Source organism: Microbacterium sp. che218 (genome assembly GCF_040436305.1).
Classification (GTDB): Bacteria; Actinomycetota; Actinomycetes; order Actinomycetales; family Microbacteriaceae; genus Microbacterium; species Microbacterium algihabitans.
In genome coordinates, this window is sequence record NZ_AP031501.1 from 780093 (window position 1) to 800052 (window position 19960).

The window sequence follows — 19960 nt, forward strand, 5'->3', positions numbered from 1 at the left end:
CGGCGCAGCACTGTGAACCGCGGATCAGCTCCGATACCACCTCGCCAGCTGACGCACCACCCGATTCGTCCGAGGGGGCGCCGCATTTCCCCCGCCGCCCTCTCGGACCCGCTGTTGGAGGATGAAGATGTCCACGATCGATGTCCGCGCTGAGGAACTCGCCCCGTCTCAGCAGCGTGCTCACGACACCACCCCGCTCACCCCCGCCACGCCGGCGTTCGACTTCGACGTCGCGATCGTCGGGCTCGGCTACGTCGGACTCCCGACCGCCCTGGCCTACCACGCGAGCGGCTCGCGGGTCCTGGCGCTCGACGTCTCCCCCCGTCGGCTGCGCACCATCGCCGCGCGCGGCGCCGATCTCATCGACACCGACCGCGAACGCCTCGACACGGCGCTGCGGACGCCCGCCGCGTTCCGCCTCACCAGCGACACCACCGAGCTCTCGCGGGCCGCCGCGATCATCGTGTGCGTACCGACTCCGGTCGACCACCAGCAGGTCCCCGATCTCGCCCCGCTGCGGGCGGCATGCGCCACCGTCGTCGCGGCCGCCCGCCCCGGTCAGCTCGTCATGCTCACCTCGACCACCTACGTCGGCTGCACGCACGACCTCGTCGAGGCGCCCCTGCGCGAGCGCGGTTTCGAGATCGGTCGCGACGTGTTCGTCACCTTCAGCGCCGAGCGCATCGACCCCGGCAACATCGGCTTCGCGCAAGAGATCGTCCCCCGCGTCGTGGGCGGCGCCACCCCGCAGTGCGAAGAGGAGGGAGCACGCCTGCTCGCCCGCTACGCGGCGCGGGTGCACCGGGTGTCGAGCCTGGCCACCGCCGAGATGACGAAGCTGCTCGAGAACACCTTCCGCGCCGTCAACATCGCCCTCGCCAACGAGTTCGCCGACATCTGCGGAGCACTCGACGTGCCCGTCACCGAGGTGATCGAGGCCGCGAGCACCAAGCCCTACGGCTTCATGGCGTTCTACCCGGGTCCAGGGGTCGGCGGGCACTGCATCCCGTGCGATCCGCACTACCTGCTCTGGCAGCTCAAGGCGCTGCACGTCGACGCGGGGGTCATCACCGAGGCGATGACGCGCATCGCCGCACGCCCGCGCCGGGTGGTCGACCGCATCCGCGACGTGCTCGGTCGCGCCGGCAAGGGCACGCTCGGCGCCCGCGTGCTCGTCGTCGGCGTCACCTACAAGCCCGACGTCGCCGACCTGCGCGAGTCCCCCGCCCTCGAGATTATCGACCACCTCATCGACGTCGGCGCCGAGGTGCAGTACGTCGACACGCACGCCCCGCACATCCACCTCGATTCCGGTCGCGAGCGCGACTCGCTGCCCGACCCGGCGGCGTTCCACCCCGACATCGTGCTCGTGCACACCCGCCACCACGACGCCGACCTGGCGTGGCTCGACGGCGACGCGGTCGTCGTCGACGGCACCTACCGCAGCTCCGACATCGCCGGGCGGGTGCTCCTGTGAACGGCGTCACCGTCTATCCCGCATCCGGAGGATCGCACATGAAGACACTCGTCACCGGCGGCGCCGGCTTCGTCGGCAGTCACCTCGTCGAGCACCTGCTCGACCGCGGCGACGAGGTCGTCGTGCTCGACGACCTGTCCACCGGGTCCGCCCGCAACCTCGCGGGAGTGGCCCACGACCCGCGGCTCGAGATGATCCACGGCTCGATCCTCAACGCCAAGACCGTCGACACCGCCATCCGCGGCTGCGATCGCGTGTTCCACCTGGCCGCCGCGGTGGGCGTCAAACTCATCGTCGAGCAGCCGTTGCGGGGTCTGCGCATCAACATCCACGGCACCGAGAACGTGCTGACCGCCGCGATCGAGCATCAGGCCTCGGTCCTCCTGGTGTCCACCAGCGAGGTGTACGGCAAGAACACCGCCGACCGGCTGCGCGAGGACTCCGACCGCATCCTCGGCGACCCGCTGCTCTCGCGCTGGACCTACGCCGGAGCCAAGGGCATCGACGAAGCGTTCGCGAAGGCCTACTGCGACCAGGAGGGTCTCGACGTCGCGATCGTGCGCCTGTTCAACACCGTCGGACCGCGCCAGACCGGGCGCTACGGCATGGTGCTGCCCAACCTCGTGGGCCAGGCGCTGCGCGGGCACCCGCTGACGGTGTTCGGCGACGGCCTGCAGACGCGGTGCTTCTCGGCCGTCGAAGACGTCGTCCCTGCGATGGTCCAGATCGAGCGCGACCCGCGGGCGCGCGGGCAGGCCTACAACCTCGGCGGGGCGCGCGAGATCTCGATCCTCGATCTGGCGCGCGAGATCATCGAGACCCTCGACAGCCGCAGCGAGATCGCGCTGGTGCCGTACGAGCAGGCCTACGCCGCCGGGTTCGAAGACATGCGCCGGCGGGTGCCCGACAACACCAAGGCCCACGACCTGGTGGGCTACGAGCCGCACACCTCCCTGACCTCGACGATCATGCGCGTCGCCGCCGATCTGCTCGCCCGCGAGAGGCTGGGGTCGGATGCCATGCCCCTGGCCGGCGCGGGGACGTTCCGGGGCGTGGTCTGATGTGCGGGATCACCGCGTACTGCGGCCCGTCCGCCGCCGCGTCGCGGGCGCGCGCCGCCCTCGAGCGGCTCGAGTACCGCGGGTACGACTCGGCGGGCGTCGCCGCACGTCACCCCGACGGGTCCCGCGTGCACCTGCGCACCCTCGACGGCGTCGCGGCGCTCGCGGGGCCCGTGGGCGAGAGGGCGGCGGATGCCACGACCGCGGCGATCGGCCACACCCGCTGGGCCACGCACGGTGGGGTGACCGAATCGAACGCCCATCCGATCGAGGACTGCGGCGGGCAGCTGTTCATCGTGCACAACGGCATCGTCGAGAACGCCGACGTGCTGCGGGCGCACCTGATCGCGGCGGGGCATCGCTTCGCCAGCGAGGTCGACAGCGAGGTCATCGTGCACCTCGTCGAGCAGGCCCACCGCCCGGGTGTCGGCCTCGGCGACGCGCTGGCCGACGCCGTCACGCGCCTCGAGGGAACGTGGGCCGTCGTCGCCCTCGACACCCGCACGGGCGCTCTGGCCGCGACCGCGCACGGCTCTCCGCTCGTGTTCGCCGAGGGCGACGAGGGCGCGTACTTCGCGAGCGACGTCGGCGCGATCACGCCGGTCGTGTCGGCCTTCCGCGTGCTCGAAGACGACGACGTCGTCGAGGTGTCGGCCGAGGGCATGCGGTGGCATCGCGCGGGCGGCAGCTGTCGTCCGCGGGGCCTCTGGCCCGTGCCGAAGACCGCTCTGTTGTCGAGCAAGGGGCGTCACCGCGACCACATGGGCAACGAGATCGACGAGCAGCCGCTGGTCGCCCAGCGGGTGGTCGACGCTCTCGCCCCTGCGATCACCGACGGACTGCTGTGGCGCGGGCTCGGCCTGCCGCCCCTCGATGAGATCGACCGCGTCACCATCATCGGCTGCGGCACCTCGCTGCACGCGGGGCGCGCCATCGCGGGTGTCTTCGCGCGCGTCGGCGGTCTGCCCACGCGCGCCCTCGTCGCCAGCGAGGCCGCGCACGAGGTGTGGGAGCCCCGCACGCTGGTGATCGCCATCAGCCAGTCCGGAGAGACCGCCGACGTGCTGCGGGCCCTGCAGGGGCTTCCTGCCGAGCACGGGACGGTGCTGGCCCTGACCAACAACCCGTCGTCGTCACTGGCCCGGCGCGCCGACGCCGTGATCGACTGCCTCGCCGGTCCCGAGATCGGGGTCGCGGCGACCAAGACCTTCGTCGCGCAGGTGCTCACGGGGGTCTGCGTCGCGCTGTCGGGGCTGACCGTCTCGCATCGGGCGGATGCCACCCTGCTCGACGCCGACGTCCGTGCCCTCACCGCGACCCCCGAGTCGCTGTCGACGGCGCGCGACACGTGGCGGGGCCCGGCCGCGACCCTCGCGGCCGAGTTCGCCCGGGCGTCGGGCTTCCTCTTCCTCGGCCGTGGCGTGGGACTCGTCTACGCCGCGGAGGGCGCGCTCAAGCTCAAGGAGCTGTCGTACCGCTGGGCCGAGCACCAGCCGGCGGGCGAGCTCAAGCACGGGCCGTTGGCGTTGGTGGATGCCGGCACCCCGGTGTTCGTGGTCGACGACGGCGACCCGCGCCTCGAGGTCGACATCGCCGAGGTGACGGCGCGCGGGGGCCGCGTCATCCGTCTCGGTGAACGCATCCTCCGGGTGGGCGGACTCCCCCTCCACCTCCCCCGCACCGGCCCGTCGTGGGGGCCGCTCGAGACCGTCGTGCCCCTGCAGATGTTCGCCCGAGAACTCGCCCTGCGCCTGCACCGCGACGTCGACAAGCCCCGCAACCTGGCCAAGTCGGTGACGGTGTCCTGAGCCTCCCTCCCCCCCACCTCGCCCCGCACGAAAGGCAGTCCCCCATGACCCGACGAGACCTCCGCATCGCCCGGCGGCGCCCACCCACGTCTCCACACCGACCGTGGGTGCGCGCCCTCGCGGTGCTCGCGACCCTCGGGGTGGCGGTGGCGGGCTCTGTCGCGCTGGCTCCCGCCCCCGCAGAGGCGGCCACCCGCACCGTCGTCAGCCTCACGTTCGACGACGGCAACGCCGATCAGCTGAATGCGCTGCCCGCGCTGCAGGCCAACGGCATGAAGGCGACCTTCTACATCCCCTCCGGCTACATCGGCGCGTCGACCTACATGACCCGTAGCGATCTGACGAACCTCAAGAACCTCGGCATGGAGATCGGCGGGCACACCGTCAACCACGCCGATCTGACGGCGGTCAGTCTCGACGAGGCCACGCGGCAGATCTGCCAGGATCGCAAGAACCTCACCTCGTGGGGCTTCACCGTCCGCAGCTTCGCCTATCCCTTCGCCGACGCGAACGCCGACGTCGAGAAGGCCGTCGCGGCGTGCGGCTACAACAGCGGCCGCTTGCTGGGCGACATCAAGAGCCGCTTCGGCTGCTCCGACTGCGGGTACGCCGAGAGCATCCCGCCCGCCGACCCGTACGCCCTCGCCGCCCTCGACCAGGTCGACTCGACGTGGACCCTCGCCGACCTGCAGCAGGGCGTGACGAACGCCGAGAAGAACGGCGGCGGATGGGTGCAGTACACCTTCCATCACGTCTGCGACAACGCGTGCGACGATCTGGCGGTCTCCACGTCGGTGTTCGGGCAGTTCCTGTCGTGGCTCAAGACCCGGCAGGCGGCGGGCACCGTCGTCAAGACGATCGGCAGTGTCGTCGGAGGTACCACGAAGCCCGTCGTGAACGGTCCGTCGGTGCCGGCGGCGACCGGATCGACCAACGGCATCGTCAACCCGAGCATGGAGACCGGCGCCCCCGACTGCTGGATGCGCGGGGGCTACGGCGACAACACCGCCGCCTTCAGCACCGGCTCCCCCGCGCACACGGGCACCATCGCCAGCGGGATCACGATGAGCAACTACGTCGACGGCGACGCCAAACTCCTGCCGCAGTTCGATCTCGGCCAGTGTTCGCCGACGGTGACACCGGGGCGCACCTACGCGCTGCGCGAGTGGTACCAAGCCAGCGGACCGACGCAGTTCGCGGTCTATCTGCGCTCGACGACGGGCACGTGGTCGTACTGGACCTCGAGCCCCTGGTTCGCCTCGGCGACGGCGTGGACCGAGGCCGACTGGACGACCGCGGCGATCCCCGCCGGGTACAACGGCATCAGCTTCGCCCTGAACATCTTCGGCAACGGAACGCTGCGCACCGACGACCTCGGTCTGTACGACAGCGCGAGCGCCCCGCCGGTGACCGCCCTGACGAAGACCGCCCCGCTCGCGGTGACCGCTCCGGGCACCCCTCAGGGTCCGGTCGAGACCGTGCACCCGACCGAGAGCGACGTCAGCGGATGACGCGACTCCCTCGCCGAACGGCGGCGATCACCCTCGCGGTGGTCGCCGCCGTCGGCGGGGTGGGACCACGATCCCGGATGCCGCGCCGGCACCGACCCGCCACGGCGATCACTCTCGCTGTCGTCGCCGTCGTCGGCGTGACGGCGTGCGCCCCCGCGCAGCCCGACCGTCCGCAGACCGGATACCCCTGGCACACCGACATCGTCTCGACGACGTTCTGGGTGGGCGAGGTCTTCGACCCGAACGCCTCCGACGGCAGCCAGCGCATCTCGACCTACGACTCCGACTGGCTGGGGTCGTACGGCGGATGCGACGGCGTCGTCGACGGCGACACGTGCCGCACCGAGGCCCGCACCGCGGCCGACGACTACTTCCCCACGCGCATGACACCGCGCGAGAACCCCTTCTACCTCGACCTGCCCTTCGACGACGTCAACGACGACGAGGGCTTCGCGACCCGCGGAGAGGTGGTCCCGTGGGCGGACAGCGCCCCGTACGCGGCGATCGCCGACGACCCGACGCAGAGCCTGATGAAGAACCGTTGGGTGGTCCTGCGCAAGGGCGGGCGCACCTGCTACGGCCAGATCGAAGACGCCGGTCCCGGCGAATACCGAGACGCCGCCTACGTCTTCGGCGCCGACGACCGGCGCCCCGCGAACGCCCGCTACAACGGCGCGGGCCTCGACGTGTCCCCCGCTCTGAACGGCTGCCTCGGCTTCACCGAGCTCGACGGCGACGGCGACACGGTCGACTGGGCCTTCGTCGACGACGCCGACGTGCCCGACGGGCCGTGGACCAGGATCGTCACGGATTCCCCCGTCCGCTGAGCGGATGCCGTGCACGAGGGCGTACGCTCGCCGGACGCCGAGAACACAGAAGGGCCGGATGCCATGGCATCCGGCCCTTCTGTGAGATCAGGCGCGTCGGGTCACTGTCCGCGGCGGTCGCGCAGCTGCTGCAGCGCGTCGTCGAGGAGCGAGGCCGCCTCTTCGTCGGAGCGGCGCTCCTTCACGTACGCGAGGTGCGTCTTGTAGGGCTCCGCCTTGGCGAGCGCCGGCGGGTTGGCCTTGTCGCGTCCGGCGGGAAGGCCGGAGTGCGGGGAGTCGATCGTCTCGGGGATCTCGTCGTCGGGGATGCCGGCGGCGAAGTAGCGCACCGTCTCGTTGCCGAGGGCGTCCCAGTACGACACGGCCACGCGATCCGCGTGGAAGCCGTGATCCTGCTCGCCCATGGGGCCCGCGCCGACGCGCGAACCACGGATGGCATTGCCGCCACTGGCCATGTCAGATCTCCGCGAACTTGGTGAGGAGACCGAGACCGACGATGGTGACGAACCACACCAGCGCCAGCACGATCGTGAATCGGTTGAGGTTGCGTTCAGCCAGGCCCGACGAACCGAGGGCGGAGCTCATGCCGCCGCCGAACATGTCGGACAGACCGCCACCGCGACCCTTGTGAAGCAGGATGAGCAGGGTCAGCAGGAGGCTGGTGATGCCCAAAAGCACCTGCAGGACGAACTCGAGAATCTGCACTGTCGAAAGCCTTTCGCGAGCGGCCAGTCGACCGCACAAGCGTCAAGTATACGGGGACGCGTCTCAGACGCACGGATGCCCGCGGCGGTGAGCCGCGGGCACCCGAGAAGGCGTCAGACGCCGACGTGCTTCTGGAAGCGGATGATCGCCGCGAACTCGTCGACGACGAGGCTCGCGCCACCCACCAGGGCACCGTCGACATCGGGCTCGCGCATGAAGCCGGCGATGTTACCCGACTTCACCGAACCGCCGTAGAGCACGCGCGTGCGTGCTGCGGCATCCGCACCGAGCTTGTCGGCGACGACCGCGCGGAGCTTCGCGCAGACCTCCTGGGCCTGATCGGGCGTCGCGGCCTGACCCGAGCCGATGGCCCAGACCGGCTCGTACGCCACGACGATGTCGGCGTCAGACGACACGCCCTCGAGAGCGACCTCGAGCTGACCCACGGGAACGGCGCTCGCGCCGAACTTCTCGAGGTCTTCCGAGGTCTCACCGACGCAGATGACCGGGACGAGACCGTGGCGGAGGGCCGCCTGGGTCTTCGCCGCGATGACCTCGTCGGTCTCGTGGTGGAACTGCCGGCGCTCGGAGTGCCCGATGATCACGTACTTCGCGTCGAGCTTGGCCAGGAACTGACCGGAGATCTCGCCGGTGTACGCGCCGGAGTCGTGGGCCGAGAGGTCCTGACCGCCGAGGGCGAACTCGATCTTGTCGGCGTCGAGCAGCGTCTGCACGGTGCGCAGGTCGGTGTACGGCGGGAACACCGCGACCTCGACACTGCCGTTCTCGTGCTTGGCTTCCTTCAGCGTCCAGTGCAGCTTCTGAACGAACGCGACCGCCTGCAGGTGGTCGAGGTTCATCTTCCAGTTGCCGGCGATGAGGGGGGTTCTGGTCACTGCCATCCGAGGACCTCCAGTCCGGGGAGCTTCTTACCTTCGAGGAACTCCAGGCTGGCGCCGCCACCCGTGGAGATGTGACCGAACGCTTCGTCGGCGAATCCGAGCTGACGCACGGCCGCCGCGGAGTCGCCGCCGCCGACGACGCTGAGGCCGTCGACCTCGGTGAGCGCCTGGGCGACGGTCTTGGTACCGGCCTCGAACGCCTTCATCTCGAACACGCCCATCGGGCCGTTCCAGAAGACGGTGCGCGAACCGCGGACGGCCTCGGCGAAGATCTCCGCGGTGCGGGGTCCGATGTCGAGGCCGAGACCGGACGCACCAAAGGCGGTGTCTTCGAGGGCGTCCGCGTCGGCGACCACGTGGTCGGCGTCCGCCGAGAACGAGGCTGCGACGACGGCGTCCACCGGCAGCACGATCTCGACGCCGCGCTCCTTCGCCGAAGCGATGTAGCCCTTCACGGTGTCGATCTGGTCCTGCTCGAGCAAGCTCGCGCCGACCTTGTGCCCTTCGGCCACGAGGAAGGTGAACATCATGCCGCCACCGACGAGGAGCTTGTCCACGCGCGGCAGCAGGTGCTCGATGACGCCCAGCTTGTCGCTGACCTTCGAGCCGCCGAGCACGACCGTGTAGGGGCGCTCGGGGTTCTCGGTGAGACGGTCGAGGACCTCGAGCTCCTTCTGGATGAGGAGGCCGGCGGCCGAGGGCACGAGCTGAGCGAGGTCGTAGACGCTCGCCTGCTTGCGGTGCACGACGCCGAAGCCGTCCGACACGAGGGCGTCGCCGAGACCGGCGAGCTCCCGCGCGAAGGCCTGGCGCTCGGACTCGTCCTTCGAGGTCTCCCCCGCGTTGAAGCGGAGGTTCTCGATGACGGCGACCTCACCGTTCTCGAGCGAGGCCACGGCTTCCTGAGCCGACTCGCCCACCGTGTCGCGCGCGAACGCGACCGGCTGGCCGAGAAGCTCGGACAGGCGCTGCGCGACCGGCTCGAGGGAGTACTTCGGGTCGGGGGCCCCGTCGGGGCGGCCCAGGTGCGAGCACACGACCACACGCGCGCCGGCGTTGATCAGTGCGTTGAGGGTCGGCAGCGACGCGCGCACGCGGCCATCGTCCGTGATGATCCCGTCCTTGAGAGGAACGTTGAGATCACAACGGACGATGACGCGCGTGCCGGCCAGCGACCCCAGCGAATCGAGGGTGCGCAGAGCCATGGAGGGTCAGAGACGCTCGGCGACGTACTCGGTCAGGTCGACGAGACGGTTCGAGTAGCCCCACTCGTTGTCGTACCACGACGACACCTTGACGAGGTTGCCGCTGACGTTGGTCAGCTCGGCGTCGAAGATCGACGAGTGCGGGTTGCCCTGGATGTCGCTCGAGACGATCGGGTCTTCGGTGTACTGCAGGATACCGTTGAGGCGACCCTCGGCAGCGGCCTTCTTGTAGACCTCGTTGACCTGGTCGACGGTCAGACCCTCGGTGGGGGTGACGATCGTGAGGTCGACGATCGAGCCGGTGGGAACCGGAACGCGGTACGACGAGCCGCTGAGCTTGCCGTTGAGCTCGGGCAGCACCAGGCCGATGGCCTTGGCGGCACCGGTCGAGGCGGGGACGATGTTGATCGCCGCACCGCGCGCGCGACGCAGGTCGCTGTGCGGGCCGTCCTGGAGGTTCTGGTCGGCGGTGTAGGCGTGAGCGGTCATCATGAAGCCGCGCTCGATGCCGAAGGCCTCGTTGAACACCTGGGCGAGGGGCGCCAGGCAGTTCGTGGTGCACGACGCGTTCGAGATGATGACGTCGGTCTCGGGGTTGTAGGTCTCTTCGTTGACGCCCATGACGATGGTCGCGTCGTCGCCCGTGGCGGGAGCCGAGATGAGGACCTTCTTGGCACCACCGGTGATGTGCTTCTTGGCGTCTTCGGCCTTGGTGAAGCGACCGGTCGACTCGATGACGATGTCGACGCCCAGCTCGCCCCAGGGGAGGTTGGCGGGGTCGCGCTCTTCGAAGACCTTGATGGTCTTGTCGCCGACGGTGATGGAGTCTGCGGTGTACGAGACGTCCTCGGTCAGCACGCCGCCGACGGAGTCGTACTTGAGGAGGTGCGCCAGCGACTTGTTGTCGGTGAGGTCGTTCACCGCCACGATTTCGAGGTCGGCACCCTGCGCGAGAGCCGCGCGGAGGTAGTTGCGTCCGATACGGCCGAAGCCGTTGATTCCGATCTTGACGGTCACGGAATATCTCCTGAATCAGTTGTGCGCGAGAAGCGCGTGATTGCGGTGTTCGCTGGCGGACAACGGCGTCCCGGTGAGGTGTCCCACCGGGACGCCGCACCGTTTACGACAGTACCAGCAGACCCGCGGTCTTCTCTCGGGCGGCGGCGAAGCGCTGCTGGGCGTCATCCCAGTTCGCGATGTTCCAGAACGCCTTCACGTAGTCGGCGCGCACGTTCTTGTAGTCGAGGTAGTACGCGTGCTCCCAGACGTCGAGCAGGAGGATCGGCACGGTGCCCGCGACGATCTGACCCTGCTGGTCGAAGAACTGCTGGATGACGAGGTTCTCGCCGATCGAGTCCCAGAACAGACCCGCCCAGCCCGAACCCTGCACGCCGAGGGCGGCAGCGGTGAACTGCGCGCGGAACGCGTCGAACGAACCGAACTGGTCGTCGATGGCCGACTCGAGGTCGCCGGTGGGCTTGTCGCCACCGTTGGGCGAGAGGTTCGTCCAGAAGATCGAGTGGTTCGTGTGGCCGCCGAGGTTGAACGCGAGGTCCTTCTGCAGGCGGTTGATGTTGGCGAAATCGTTCTTCTCGCGCGCTTCGGCGAGAAGGTCGAGAGTGGTGTTGGCGCCGTTGACGTAGGTCTGGTGGTGCTTGCTGTGATGCAGCTCCATGATCGTCGCGCTGATGTGCGGCTCCAGCGCCGAGTAGTCGTAGGGCAGTTCGGGCAGCGTGTACTTCGCCATGTTCTCTACTTCCGAATCGGGCGCTGCCCCAGACCTCTGTTTCGAGACGACTTGCCGATACGACGTGCCGAGACGACGGTCGAGGAATCGAGCAGCGAGGGTGACGTCTTCATCCTATTGAGGGTCAACGCCGCACCCCCAGGGTTGCTTCCCCGAATGACGGAGAGTAGACGACCCGGGCGCGTCGCGAAGGGCTGGCCGGAGGTCGCGAGACCCTGACGGCGGCAGGACCATCGGGCGCGGATGCCGCGGAACCGGTGGCAGCGCGAACTCGCGGATGCCGTGAGCTCACGGCATCCGGGAAGATCTTCTCTCAGTGGTCGGCGCCGACGGGCACGGCGGCCTCGGTGCCGGGGATCCCGTCGACCTCGGCAGGTCTGATCCGGGTCAGTCGTCGGCGCCGACGGGCACGGCGGCCTCGGTACCCGGGATCCCGTCGACTTCGGCTTTCTTGTCGGCCATCGCGAGCAGGCGGCGGATGCGGCCGGCGACGGCGTCCTTCGTGAGGGGCGGGTCGGCGTGGTGGCCGAGCTCGTCGAGGCTCGCGTCGCGGTGGGCGAGGCGGAGCTCGCCCGCCTGCTGCAGGTGCGGGGGAACCTCGTCGCCGAGGATCTCGAGCGCACGCTCGACGCGGGCGCATGCGGCGACGGCCGCCTGGGCGGAACGCCGTAGGTTCGCGTCGTCGAAGTTCACGAGGCGGTTGACCCCCGCGCGCACCTCGCGGCGCTGACGCATCTGGTCCCACTCCCCCGCGGTGCGACGCGCGCCCATCTCGTAGAGGGCGCCGCGGATCGCCTCACCGTCGCGCACGACGACACGCGGCACTCCGCGCACCTCGCGGGCCTTGGCCGGGATGCCGATGCGGTGGCCCGCGCCGACGAGGGCCATCGCGGCCTCCGACGAGGGGCACGAGATCTCGAGAGCTGCGGAGCGGCCCGGGTCGCTGAGGGTTCCGGCGGCCAGGAACGCGCCGCGCCAGATCGCGCTCAGATCGGAACGCGAGCCGGTCGTGAGCTTGTTCGGCAGCCCGCGGACGGGGCGACGGCGCTGGTCGAGAAGACCCGTCTGACGTGCGAGGGTTTCGCCGGCTTCGATGACCCGCACCGCGAACAACCCGCCCGTGCGTCCGCCGGAGCCCTGCACGTGATGCAGCTCGGGGCGCACGCCGTAGAGCTCCATGAGGTCGCGGGCGACACGGCGCGCGAGCACGTCGGAGTCGAGTTCGGCCTCCACGGCGACGCGGTTGGCGATGGAGTGCAGACCCCCGGAGAAGCGCAGGAGGGCCGTGAGCTCGGCGACGCGCGCGGTCGGGCGCGGGTCACGGACGGTGATGAGCTCGGCCTTCACGTCGGCGGTCAGGGGCACGGTTCTCCTCGGGTGGGGGGCGGCGGGGACGACGTTACAGCCTACTCGCGACCGAGGTCGCGGTGAGCCACCCGCACGGCCACCCCGGGCACATCGGCCAGACGTGCAGCGAGCTCGCGCGCCATCACCACCGATCTGTGCTTACCCCCCGTGCAGCCCACGGCCACCACGGAATGACGCTTGTTCTCGCGCTGATATCCCTCGAGCACGGGGCGCAGCGCCGCCGCGTACGACCCCAGGAACTCCTCGGCGCCCTGCTGGCCCAGCACATATTCCCGCACGCGGGGATCCTCACCGGTGAGCGGGCGCAACTCGTCGTTCCAGAACGGGTTCGGCAGGAACCGCATGTCGGCGACCAGGTCGACGTCGGGCGGCAGCCCGTACTTGAACCCGAAGCTCATGAGCGTCACGGTGTGACGCGCCGCGCCCTCTTCGCCGAACAGCTCGACGGTGCGCAGCGACAGCTGGTGCACGTTGAGGGCCGAGGTGTCGATGACGACGTCGGCGGCCTCGCGCACCGGGGCCAGACGCTCCCGCTCGCGCCGGATGCCGTCGAGGATCGTGCCGTCGTGCTGCAGGGGGTGCGGACGGCGGACCGCCTCGAAGCGCCGCACGAGCACCGCATCGGAGGCGTCGAGGAACACCACGCGCACCTGCCGACCGGCCTGCAGGGTGCGCATCGCCTCGGGGAGGTCGCCGAACAGCGTGCGTCCGCGCACGTCGACGACCACGGCCACGCGGGGCACGGCACCGCCGGCGAGCTCGGTGAGTTCGAGCAGGGGCCGCAGCATGCGCGGGGGCAGATTGTCGACCACGTACCAGTCGAGGTCTTCGAGTGAGTTCGCGACGGTGGATCGCCCGGCGCCCGACATGCCCGTGACGATCAGCACCTCACCTGGCTCGTCTCGTGCCGGTTCCATGGGTGACCGCCTCCCGTCGTGTCGGTCCAGCCTACCGAGCCAGATGGGTGTGGATGTTCTCAGCGAGGGTCGGTCCGATGCCGGGGAGCTCCATGATCTCGTCGGGTGTGGCGTTCTTCAGCGCCGACACCGAGCCGAAATGCCGCAGCAGCGCCTTGATCCGCGAATCACCCAGGCCGGGGACCTCGGCGAGGACGCTCGTGATGTCGCGCTTTCGGCGTTTGCGCTGATGCACGATCGCGAAGCGGTGGGCCTCGTCGCGCAGGCGTTGCAGCAGGTACAGGGCCTCGGAGGTGCGCGGCAGGATCACGGGATACTCCTCCCCCGGCAGCCACACCTCTTCGAGTCGCTTCGCGATGCCGCACAGCGCGATCTCCTCGTGTCCGGCGTCGGCGAGGGCGCGCGCGGCGGCGGCGACCTGCGGCTGACCGCCGTCGACCACGAGCAGCTGCGGGCGATAGGCGAAGCGCGGACGCTTGCGCGCCGTGACGACCTCGCCGTCGGCCGTGGCCTCCTCCGAGTCGGGGGCGGTGACGATCGCTCCGCCCATCGTCTCCGGCTCGATCTCTTCGGGCCGGTCGAGGTAGGCGAGACGCCGCGTGAGAACCTGGTACATCGAGTCGGTGTCGTCCGTGGTCTCGGCGACGCCGAACGAGCGGTACTGGTCTTTGCGCGGGAGGCCGTCTTCGAAGACGACCATGGATGCCACGACGTTGGTGCCCGCGAGGTGCGAGATGTCGAAGCACTCGATGCGCAGGGGCGCCTCGGTCATGCCGAGGGCCTCCTGCAGGTCGGTCAGGGCCTGCGACCGCGCCACGTAGTCGCTCGTGCGGCGGGTCTTGTGCAGCATGAGGGCCTGCTGGGCGTTGAGGGTCGCGGTCTTCAGCAGATCGGCTTTGCGTCCGCGCTGGGCGACCTGCAGCGTCACGGGCCGGCCGCGGCGCTCGCGCAGCCAGTCCTCGAGCTGTTCGGCGTCGTCGGGCAGCTCGGGCACGAGCACCTGACGCGGGATGTCGGTGGCATCCGCGTCGCCGTAGGTGCGCTGCAGCACCTGATCGACGAGCTCGGCGCCCGAGATGTCGATCTCCTTCTCGATCGTCGTCGCGCGCACACCGCGCACGCGCCCGCCGCGCACGACGAAGTGCTGGACGGTCGCGGCGAGCTCGTCCTCCGCGATGCCGAAGAGGTCGGCATCCGTGTCGGAGGCCAGCACGAGGGCGCTCTTGCCGAGCACAGCGTCGATGGCCTGCAGGCGGTCGCGGTAGTGCGCGGCCGACTCGTAGTCCATCGCCGCCGAGGCCTCTTTCATGCGGGCGGTGAGCTCTCGCGCGAAGCGCTGGTCGCCGCCCGACATGAAGGAGACGAAGTCGTTGACGATCGCGCGGTGCTCCTCGATCGTCACCTTCATCGAGCAGGGGCCGCCGCAGCGCCCGATCTGGCCCGGGAAGCAGGGTCGTCCGGATGCCATCGCCTTCTTGTACGACGAGTCGCTGCACGTGCGGATCGGGAAGACCTTGATCATCAGGTCGATGGTGTCGTGCACCGCCCAGACCTTGGGGTACGGACCGAAGTACTTCGCCCCGCGGATCTTCGGGTTGCGCGTGACGATGACCCGCGGCGCCTCGTCGGCGAGGGTGATCGCCATGAAGGGATAGGACTTGTCGTCTTTGTAGCGGACGTTGAAGGGCGGATCGAACTCCTTGATCCACATGTACTCCAGCTGCAGCGAGTCGACGTCGCTCGGCACGACCGTCCACTCCACGCTCGCGGCCGTCGTGACCATGCGGCGCGTGCGCTCGTGCAGCGAGTGCAGCGGAGCGAAGTAGTTCGACAGACGCGCGCGGAGGTTCTTCGCCTTGCCGACGTACAGCACGCGCCCGTCGGCATCGCGGAACCGGTAGACCCCCGGGTTGGTGGGGATCTCTCCGGCCTTCGGTCGGTACGGGAGCTGCGACATCCGTTCTCGGGATGCCACGGCTCAGCCCGCCGCGCCCACGAGCTCCCGCTCGGCGCTTCCGGCGTCCGTCGCGGTGTTGCGCTGCGCGCCCGTGCGGCCGGTCTCGAGCAACTCGGCGAGGAACGCGCCGGTGTGGCTCTCCGCCACCTTGGCGACCTGCTCGGGGGTGCCCGTCGCGACGATCGTGCCGCCACCCGCGCCGCCCTCGGGGCCGAGGTCGATGACCCAGTCGGAGCTCTTGATCACGTCGAGGTTGTGCTCGATCACGATGACCGTGTTGCCCTTGTCGACGAGACCGTTGAGCACCTTGAGCAGCAGCGAGACGTCTTCGAAGTGCAGGCCGGTCGTGGGCTCGTCGAGCACGTAGATCGATCGACCGTTGCTGCGGCGCTGGAGCTCGGTCGCGAGCTTGACGCGCTGCGCCTCGCCACCCGACAGGGTGGTCGCGGACTGGCCCAGGCGCACGTATCCGAGGCCCACGTCGACGAGGGTCTTGAGGTAGCGGTGGATCGCCTGGATCGGCTCGAAGAACTCGGCGGCCTCGGAGATGGGCATCTCGAGTACCTCGGCGATGTTCTTGCCCTTGTAGTGCACCGACAGGGTGTCGCGGTTGTACCGCTTGCCGTGGCAGACCTCGCAGTCGACGTAGACGTCGGGCAGGAAGTTCATCTCGATCTTCAGCGTGCCGTCGCCCGAGCAGGCCTCGCAGCGTCCGCCCTTGACGTTGAAGCTGAAGCGCCCGGCCTGGTAGCCGCGCACCTTCGCCTCGGGCGTCTCGGCGAAGAGGCTGCGGATGCGGTCGAACACTCCGGTGTAGGTCGCGGGGTTCGAGCGCGGGGTGCGGCCGATGGGCGCCTGGTCGACGTGCACGACCTTGTCGAGGTTGTCGAGGCCCGTGACGCGGGTGTGCTTGCCCGGCACGCGCCGCGCGCCGTTGAGCTTGGAGGCGAGGACTTCGTACAGGATGCCGTTGACCAGGGTCGACTTGCCCGAGCCGCTCACGCCGGTGACGGCGGTGAGCACGCCGAGCGGGAAGTCGGCGGTGACGTTCTGCAGGTTGTTCTCGCGCGCACCGACCACGCTCACCTGGCGCTTCTTGTCGATCTTGCGACGCTTCTTGGGCGCCTCGATCGAGCGGCGGCCCGAGAGGTAGGCCCCGGTGAGCGAAGCCTCGTCGTCGAGGAGCCCGGCCAGCGGACCGGAGTGCACGACGTTGCCGCCGTCGACGCCGGCGCGGGGTCCGATGTCGACGACCCAGTCGGCGGCGTGGATCGTCTCTTCGTCGTGCTCGACGACGATGAGGGTGTTTCCGAGGTCGCGCAGCGTCTCGAGGGTCTGGATGAGACGGCGGTTGTCGCGCTGGTGCAGGCCGATCGAGGGCTCGTCGAGCACGTACAGCACGCCCGTGAGTCCGGAGCCGATCTGCGTGGCCAGGCGAATGCGCTGCGCCTCACCGCCCGAGAGCGTGCCCGCCGCGCGCCCGAGGCTGAGGTAGTTGAGTCCGACCTGGAGCAGGAAGTCGAGTCGCGCGCGGATCTCGCGCAGCACCGCCGCGGCGATGGTCGCTTCGCGGTCGGTGAGCGTGAGGTTCGAGAAGAACTCGCGCGCGTCGGCCAGGCTCATGCGCGAGGCCGCGGCGATCGAGGTGTCGTCGACGAGCACGGCGAGCACCTCGGGCTTCAGGCGATCGCCGTCGCACACGGCGCAGGGCACCTCGCGCAGGTACTCCGACCAGCGCTGGCGCTGCGTGTCGGACTCGGCCTGCAGGTACTGGCGCTCGATGTAGGGGACGACGCCCTCGAAGCCGGAGGCGTACCGCATCTCGCGACCGTAGCGGTTCTTCCACTTGACGGTGACCTTGTAGTTCTCACCGCGCAGCACCGCCTGCTGGACGTCGTGCGAGAGGTCTCTCCACGGGGTGTCGAGCGAGAAGTCGAGGTCGCGCGCGAGGCCCTCGAGGAGGCGCTCGTAGTACTGGAACAGTCCCTTGCCCTGCGTGGTCCAGGGCAGGATCGCGCCCTCGCGGATCGAGAGCTCCTCGTCGCCGAGCATGAGGTCGACGTCGACCGACATGCGGGTGCCGAGGCCGGAGCAGACGGGGCAGGCGCCGAACGGCGCGTTGAACGAGAACGTGCGGGGCTCGATCTCGGTCAGCTGCAGCGGGTGCCCATTGGGGCACGCGAGCTTCTCGGAGAACGACTGCCATGCGTCGTCGCCCTCTTCGTCGACGTAATTGACCTGCATGATGCCGCCGGCGAGGCCCATCGCCGTCTCGACGGAGTCGGTGACGCGGCTGAGGTTGTCTCCGGATGCCACGAGTCGGTCGACCACCACGGCGATGTCGTGCTTGTAGCTCTTCTTGAGCGTCGGGGGCTCCGACAGCTGCACGAGCTCACCGTCGACGACCGCACGGGCGTAGCCCTTGGCGCTCAGCTCCTTGAAGAGGTCGACGAACTCGCCCTTCTTCTGCGTGACGACGGGGGCGACGATCTGGTAGCGCGTGCGCTCGGGCAGCTCCATGAGCTGGTCGGCGATCTGCTGCACCGTCTGACGCTGGATGCGTGCGCCGCAGTCGGGGCAGTGCGGCACGCCGATGCGCGCCCAGAGCAGACGCATGTAGTCGTGGATCTCGGTGATGGTGCCCACCGTCGACCGAGGGTTGCGGTTGGTCGACTTCTGGTCGATCGACACCGCGGGGCTGAGACCCTCGATGAAGTCCACGTCGGGGCGGTCGACCTGGCCGAGGAACTGACGCGCGTAAGCGCTCAGCGATTCCACGTACCGACGCTGACCCTCGGCGAAGATCGTGTCGAACGCGAGGCTCGACTTGCCCGAACCCGACAGACCCGTGAAGACGACGAGGGAGTCGCGCGGGATGTCGAGGTCGACGTTCTTCAGATTGTGGACGCGGGCACCCCGGACACTCAGCTTTCCGCTGGAGCCGGAATTCGCCGCAGAGGAGGGCGAGGAGACGGGAACGATGGGCACCTGTTAAGTCTAGGTCGGACCTCCGACATCGGCCCCGGGTTCGCCCCGGGCGCACGAATGTGCGAAGGTGCGAGCCCTTCGATCACTGCCTCGGATCCGCCGCGAAGGGGGCGAGCCCGTCGCGCAACGCGCGCAACGCGCGCTCGTCGACGCCCACGCGCTGCATGATCTTGCCCGGGACCTCGAGGGCCGCCTCGCGCAGCGCCCGGCCCTCATCGGTCAGGTCGATGTCGAGCACGCGCTCGTCGTCGCTGCGGCGGGAGCGCACCACGCGCCCTTGCGCTTCGAGGCGCTTGACCAGCGGCGAGAGCGTCGCGGGTTCCATCGCGAGCTCTGCGGCCAGCGCACCCAGGGAGCGCGGCGCCTGCTCCCACAGAGCGAGCATCACGAGGTACTGCGGGTGGGTGAGCCCCAGCGGCTCGAGCACCGGCCGGTAGATGGACACCACGTTGCGCGCGGCGGTGACGAGCGCGAAGCACACCTGGTTCTCGAGCTTCAGTGGATCGTCCACGCACCCTCCCAAATACTTAGTACACTAATGATCATGACACGAAAGGATCCGGAACGCCCGCCACTGCGCGAGCGCGTCCGCGAAGCCGGGGGCTGGTACCAGTACCTCAACACGCGACTGATCCGCGTCGCCGGGCCGGCGTCGGTCGGCCCGTACGAGACCACGCCCGAACCCGTGCGCACGGGTCGCCCCTGCCCCCTGTGCGGTCACGCGATGACCGAGCACAGCGTCGACCGGTCGAGACCCAAGCCCCTGCTGCACTGCCCCTGAGCCACCCAGCGCCGGTGGGCTGACGCGCAGGACTACTCGTGCGACGCCGCCACCGGTGGACCGGAGGACCTCGGCGCTGCACTCAGCGCACGGGTCCGCGGGCGGCGGCGAGGCGCTCAGCGCAGACCCGAGAGCCACCGCGGCCTCAGCACACAGGCCCCAAGGCTTCGGCGCTGCGCTCAGCACACACTTCCGGCGCCACACGCGACGCTCAGCGCACGGACCCGAGCGCCTCGGCGCTGCGCCCCGCGTCCAGCCCACGGCGGCCCGTTCAGTCGAGGTCGGGCCTGCCCTGCTCGTCCAAGGGCCAGCCGGGGTTGACGGCGATCTCCCACGGGTGCCCATCGGGATCCACGAACACTCCGGAGTAGCCGCCCCACGGCGTCTCCGCACCGAGGCGCGCGAGCCGCGCCCCGGCCGCTTCGGCGCTCGCCAGAATGGCATCGACCTCGGCGGTGTCAGCGACGTTGTGGGCCAAGGTCACCCCGCCCCATCCTCCGCCGTCCACGACTCCCGAGTCCGCGGCGAGTTCTGCGCGACCCCACAGCGCGAGCACCTGGCCGCCGGTGTCGAAGAACGCCACCTCGCCGGCGACCGACGAGCGGTGCTCCCGCCATCCGAGCGCGCGGTAGAACGCGACAGCGCGATCGAGATCGGCCACTCCGAGCGTGACGAGCGTGAGGCGCTGCTCCATGACGACCCTCCC

At 69.7% G+C, this 19960-nt stretch carries 18 protein-coding genes; 6 read left to right on the top strand and 12 right to left on the bottom strand.

Going from position 1 to position 19960, the window contains the following annotated elements; genetic code table 11:
- Nucleotides 1-127: 127 nt before the first annotated feature.
- The 5 genes from ABXS86_RS03705 to ABXS86_RS03725 all read left to right on the top strand — a co-directional run bounded on the left by ABXS86_RS03705 (nt 128) and on the right by ABXS86_RS03725 (nt 6684).
- On the top strand, nt 128-1477 hold the full coding sequence (locus ABXS86_RS03705) for a nucleotide sugar dehydrogenase (RefSeq protein WP_353665658.1): 1350 nt from the start codon (nt 128-130) through the stop codon (nt 1475-1477).
- A 38-nt stretch (nt 1478-1515) separates the two neighbouring features.
- The gene (locus tag ABXS86_RS03710; RefSeq protein WP_144833196.1) at nt 1516-2538 is read left to right on the top strand and encodes an NAD-dependent epimerase/dehydratase family protein; all 1023 of its coding nucleotides are present in this window, start codon (nt 1516-1518) and stop codon (nt 2536-2538) included.
- Complete coding sequence (glmS, locus tag ABXS86_RS03715) at nt 2538-4346, top strand: glutamine--fructose-6-phosphate transaminase (isomerizing) (protein ID WP_353665659.1); 1809 nt, start codon at nt 2538-2540, stop codon at nt 4344-4346. Before ABXS86_RS03710 ends, glmS begins: the two co-directional genes overlap by 1 nt.
- 44 nt (nt 4347-4390) lie before the next feature.
- Nucleotides 4391-5857, top strand: coding sequence for a polysaccharide deacetylase family protein (locus ABXS86_RS03720; RefSeq protein ID WP_353665660.1), 1467 nt, complete (start codon nt 4391-4393; stop codon nt 5855-5857).
- Nucleotides 5858-5934: 77 nt separating this feature from the next.
- On the top strand, nt 5935-6684 hold the full coding sequence (locus ABXS86_RS03725) for a hypothetical protein (protein WP_353665661.1): 750 nt from the start codon (nt 5935-5937) through the stop codon (nt 6682-6684).
- Between the two features lie 101 nt (nt 6685-6785).
- Here ABXS86_RS03725 and ABXS86_RS03730 read toward each other — a convergent pair whose 3' ends face one another.
- The 11 genes from ABXS86_RS03730 to ABXS86_RS03780 form a co-directional block, all read right to left on the bottom strand.
- Nucleotides 6786-7139 (bottom strand): RNA polymerase-binding protein RbpA, encoded by a 354-nt coding sequence (locus tag ABXS86_RS03730; protein WP_251507484.1) that lies wholly within the window; start codon nt 7137-7139, stop codon nt 6786-6788.
- Nucleotide 7140: 1 nt separating this feature from the next.
- A complete protein-coding gene (gene secG, locus ABXS86_RS03735; RefSeq protein ID WP_056232190.1) occupies nt 7141-7389 on the bottom strand; it encodes a preprotein translocase subunit SecG in 249 nt (82 codons plus the stop codon).
- 113 nt (nt 7390-7502) lie between these two features.
- Nucleotides 7503-8291, bottom strand: a complete 789-nt coding sequence (gene tpiA / locus ABXS86_RS03740) for a triose-phosphate isomerase (RefSeq protein ID WP_307210726.1) — start codon at nt 8289-8291, stop codon at nt 7503-7505.
- Nucleotides 8282-9496 (bottom strand): phosphoglycerate kinase, encoded by a 1215-nt coding sequence (locus tag ABXS86_RS03745; RefSeq protein ID WP_353665662.1) that lies wholly within the window; start codon nt 9494-9496, stop codon nt 8282-8284. Before ABXS86_RS03745 ends, tpiA begins: the two co-directional genes overlap by 10 nt.
- A 6-nt stretch (nt 9497-9502) precedes the next feature.
- Nucleotides 9503-10513, bottom strand: a complete 1011-nt coding sequence (gene gap / locus ABXS86_RS03750; RefSeq protein WP_094734144.1) for a type I glyceraldehyde-3-phosphate dehydrogenase — start codon at nt 10511-10513, stop codon at nt 9503-9505.
- A 103-nt stretch (nt 10514-10616) separates the two neighbouring features.
- Nucleotides 10617-11243: a superoxide dismutase gene (locus ABXS86_RS03755; protein ID WP_307210715.1), complete on the bottom strand. Its 627-nt coding sequence runs from the start codon at nt 11241-11243 to the stop codon at nt 10617-10619.
- 387 nt (nt 11244-11630) lie between these two features.
- The gene (whiA, locus tag ABXS86_RS03760) at nt 11631-12608 is read right to left on the bottom strand and encodes a DNA-binding protein WhiA (protein ID WP_144833181.1); all 978 of its coding nucleotides are present in this window, start codon (nt 12606-12608) and stop codon (nt 11631-11633) included.
- A 41-nt stretch (nt 12609-12649) separates the two neighbouring features.
- On the bottom strand, nt 12650-13528 hold the full coding sequence (gene rapZ / locus ABXS86_RS03765; protein ID WP_144833179.1) for an RNase adapter RapZ: 879 nt from the start codon (nt 13526-13528) through the stop codon (nt 12650-12652).
- Between the two features lie 31 nt (nt 13529-13559).
- Nucleotides 13560-15485, bottom strand: a complete 1926-nt coding sequence (gene uvrC, locus ABXS86_RS03770) for an excinuclease ABC subunit UvrC (RefSeq protein WP_307210709.1) — start codon at nt 15483-15485, stop codon at nt 13560-13562.
- 21 nt (nt 15486-15506) lie between these two features.
- The gene (gene uvrA / locus ABXS86_RS03775; RefSeq protein WP_307210706.1) at nt 15507-18473 is read right to left on the bottom strand and encodes an excinuclease ABC subunit UvrA; all 2967 of its coding nucleotides are present in this window, start codon (nt 18471-18473) and stop codon (nt 15507-15509) included.
- Nucleotides 18474-18555: 82 nt separating this feature from the next.
- Nucleotides 18556-18984, bottom strand: a complete 429-nt coding sequence (locus tag ABXS86_RS03780; protein ID WP_307210705.1) for a MarR family winged helix-turn-helix transcriptional regulator — start codon at nt 18982-18984, stop codon at nt 18556-18558.
- A 27-nt stretch (nt 18985-19011) separates the two neighbouring features.
- Between ABXS86_RS03780 and ABXS86_RS03785 the strand changes: the two genes are divergently transcribed.
- Nucleotides 19012-19254, top strand: coding sequence for a hypothetical protein (locus tag ABXS86_RS03785; RefSeq protein WP_409988238.1), 243 nt, complete (start codon nt 19012-19014; stop codon nt 19252-19254).
- 271 nt (nt 19255-19525) lie between these two features.
- Here the strand turns inward: ABXS86_RS03785 and ABXS86_RS03790 are convergent, their stop codons facing one another.
- Complete coding sequence (locus ABXS86_RS03790) at nt 19526-19948, bottom strand: VOC family protein (protein ID WP_353665664.1); 423 nt, start codon at nt 19946-19948, stop codon at nt 19526-19528.
- Nucleotides 19949-19960 lie beyond the last annotated feature (12 nt).

Excerpts from the sequence above, each read along its gene's own strand:
- ABXS86_RS03705 (WP_353665658.1), top strand. The coding sequence starts at position 128 with ATGTCCACGATCGATGTCCGCGCTGAGGAACTCGCCCCGTCTCAGCAG.
- ABXS86_RS03710 (WP_144833196.1), top strand. The coding sequence starts at position 1,516 with ATGAAGACACTCGTCACCGGCGGCGCCGGCTTCGTCGGCAGTCACCTC.
- ABXS86_RS03755 (WP_307210715.1), bottom strand. The coding sequence starts at position 11,243 with ATGGCGAAGTACACGCTGCCCGAACTGCCCTACGACTACTCGGCGCTG.
- ABXS86_RS03720 (WP_353665660.1), top strand. The coding sequence starts at position 4,391 with ATGACCCGACGAGACCTCCGCATCGCCCGGCGGCGCCCACCCACGTCT.
- ABXS86_RS03745 (WP_353665662.1), bottom strand. The coding sequence starts at position 9,496 with ATGGCTCTGCGCACCCTCGATTCGCTGGGGTCGCTGGCCGGCACGCGC.
- rapZ (WP_144833179.1), bottom strand. The coding sequence starts at position 13,528 with ATGGAACCGGCACGAGACGAGCCAGGTGAGGTGCTGATCGTCACGGGC.
- ABXS86_RS03730 (WP_251507484.1), bottom strand. The coding sequence starts at position 7,139 with ATGGCCAGTGGCGGCAATGCCATCCGTGGTTCGCGCGTCGGCGCGGGC.
- glmS (WP_353665659.1), top strand. The coding sequence starts at position 2,538 with ATGTGCGGGATCACCGCGTACTGCGGCCCGTCCGCCGCCGCGTCGCGG.
- ABXS86_RS03785 (WP_409988238.1), top strand. The coding sequence starts at position 19,012 with ATGATCATGACACGAAAGGATCCGGAACGCCCGCCACTGCGCGAGCGC.
- uvrC (WP_307210709.1), bottom strand. The coding sequence starts at position 15,485 with ATGTCGCAGCTCCCGTACCGACCGAAGGCCGGAGAGATCCCCACCAAC.
- ABXS86_RS03725 (WP_353665661.1), top strand. The coding sequence starts at position 5,935 with ATGCCGCGCCGGCACCGACCCGCCACGGCGATCACTCTCGCTGTCGTC.
- tpiA (WP_307210726.1), bottom strand. The coding sequence starts at position 8,291 with ATGGCAGTGACCAGAACCCCCCTCATCGCCGGCAACTGGAAGATGAAC.
- ABXS86_RS03790 (WP_353665664.1), bottom strand. The coding sequence starts at position 19,948 with ATGGAGCAGCGCCTCACGCTCGTCACGCTCGGAGTGGCCGATCTCGAT.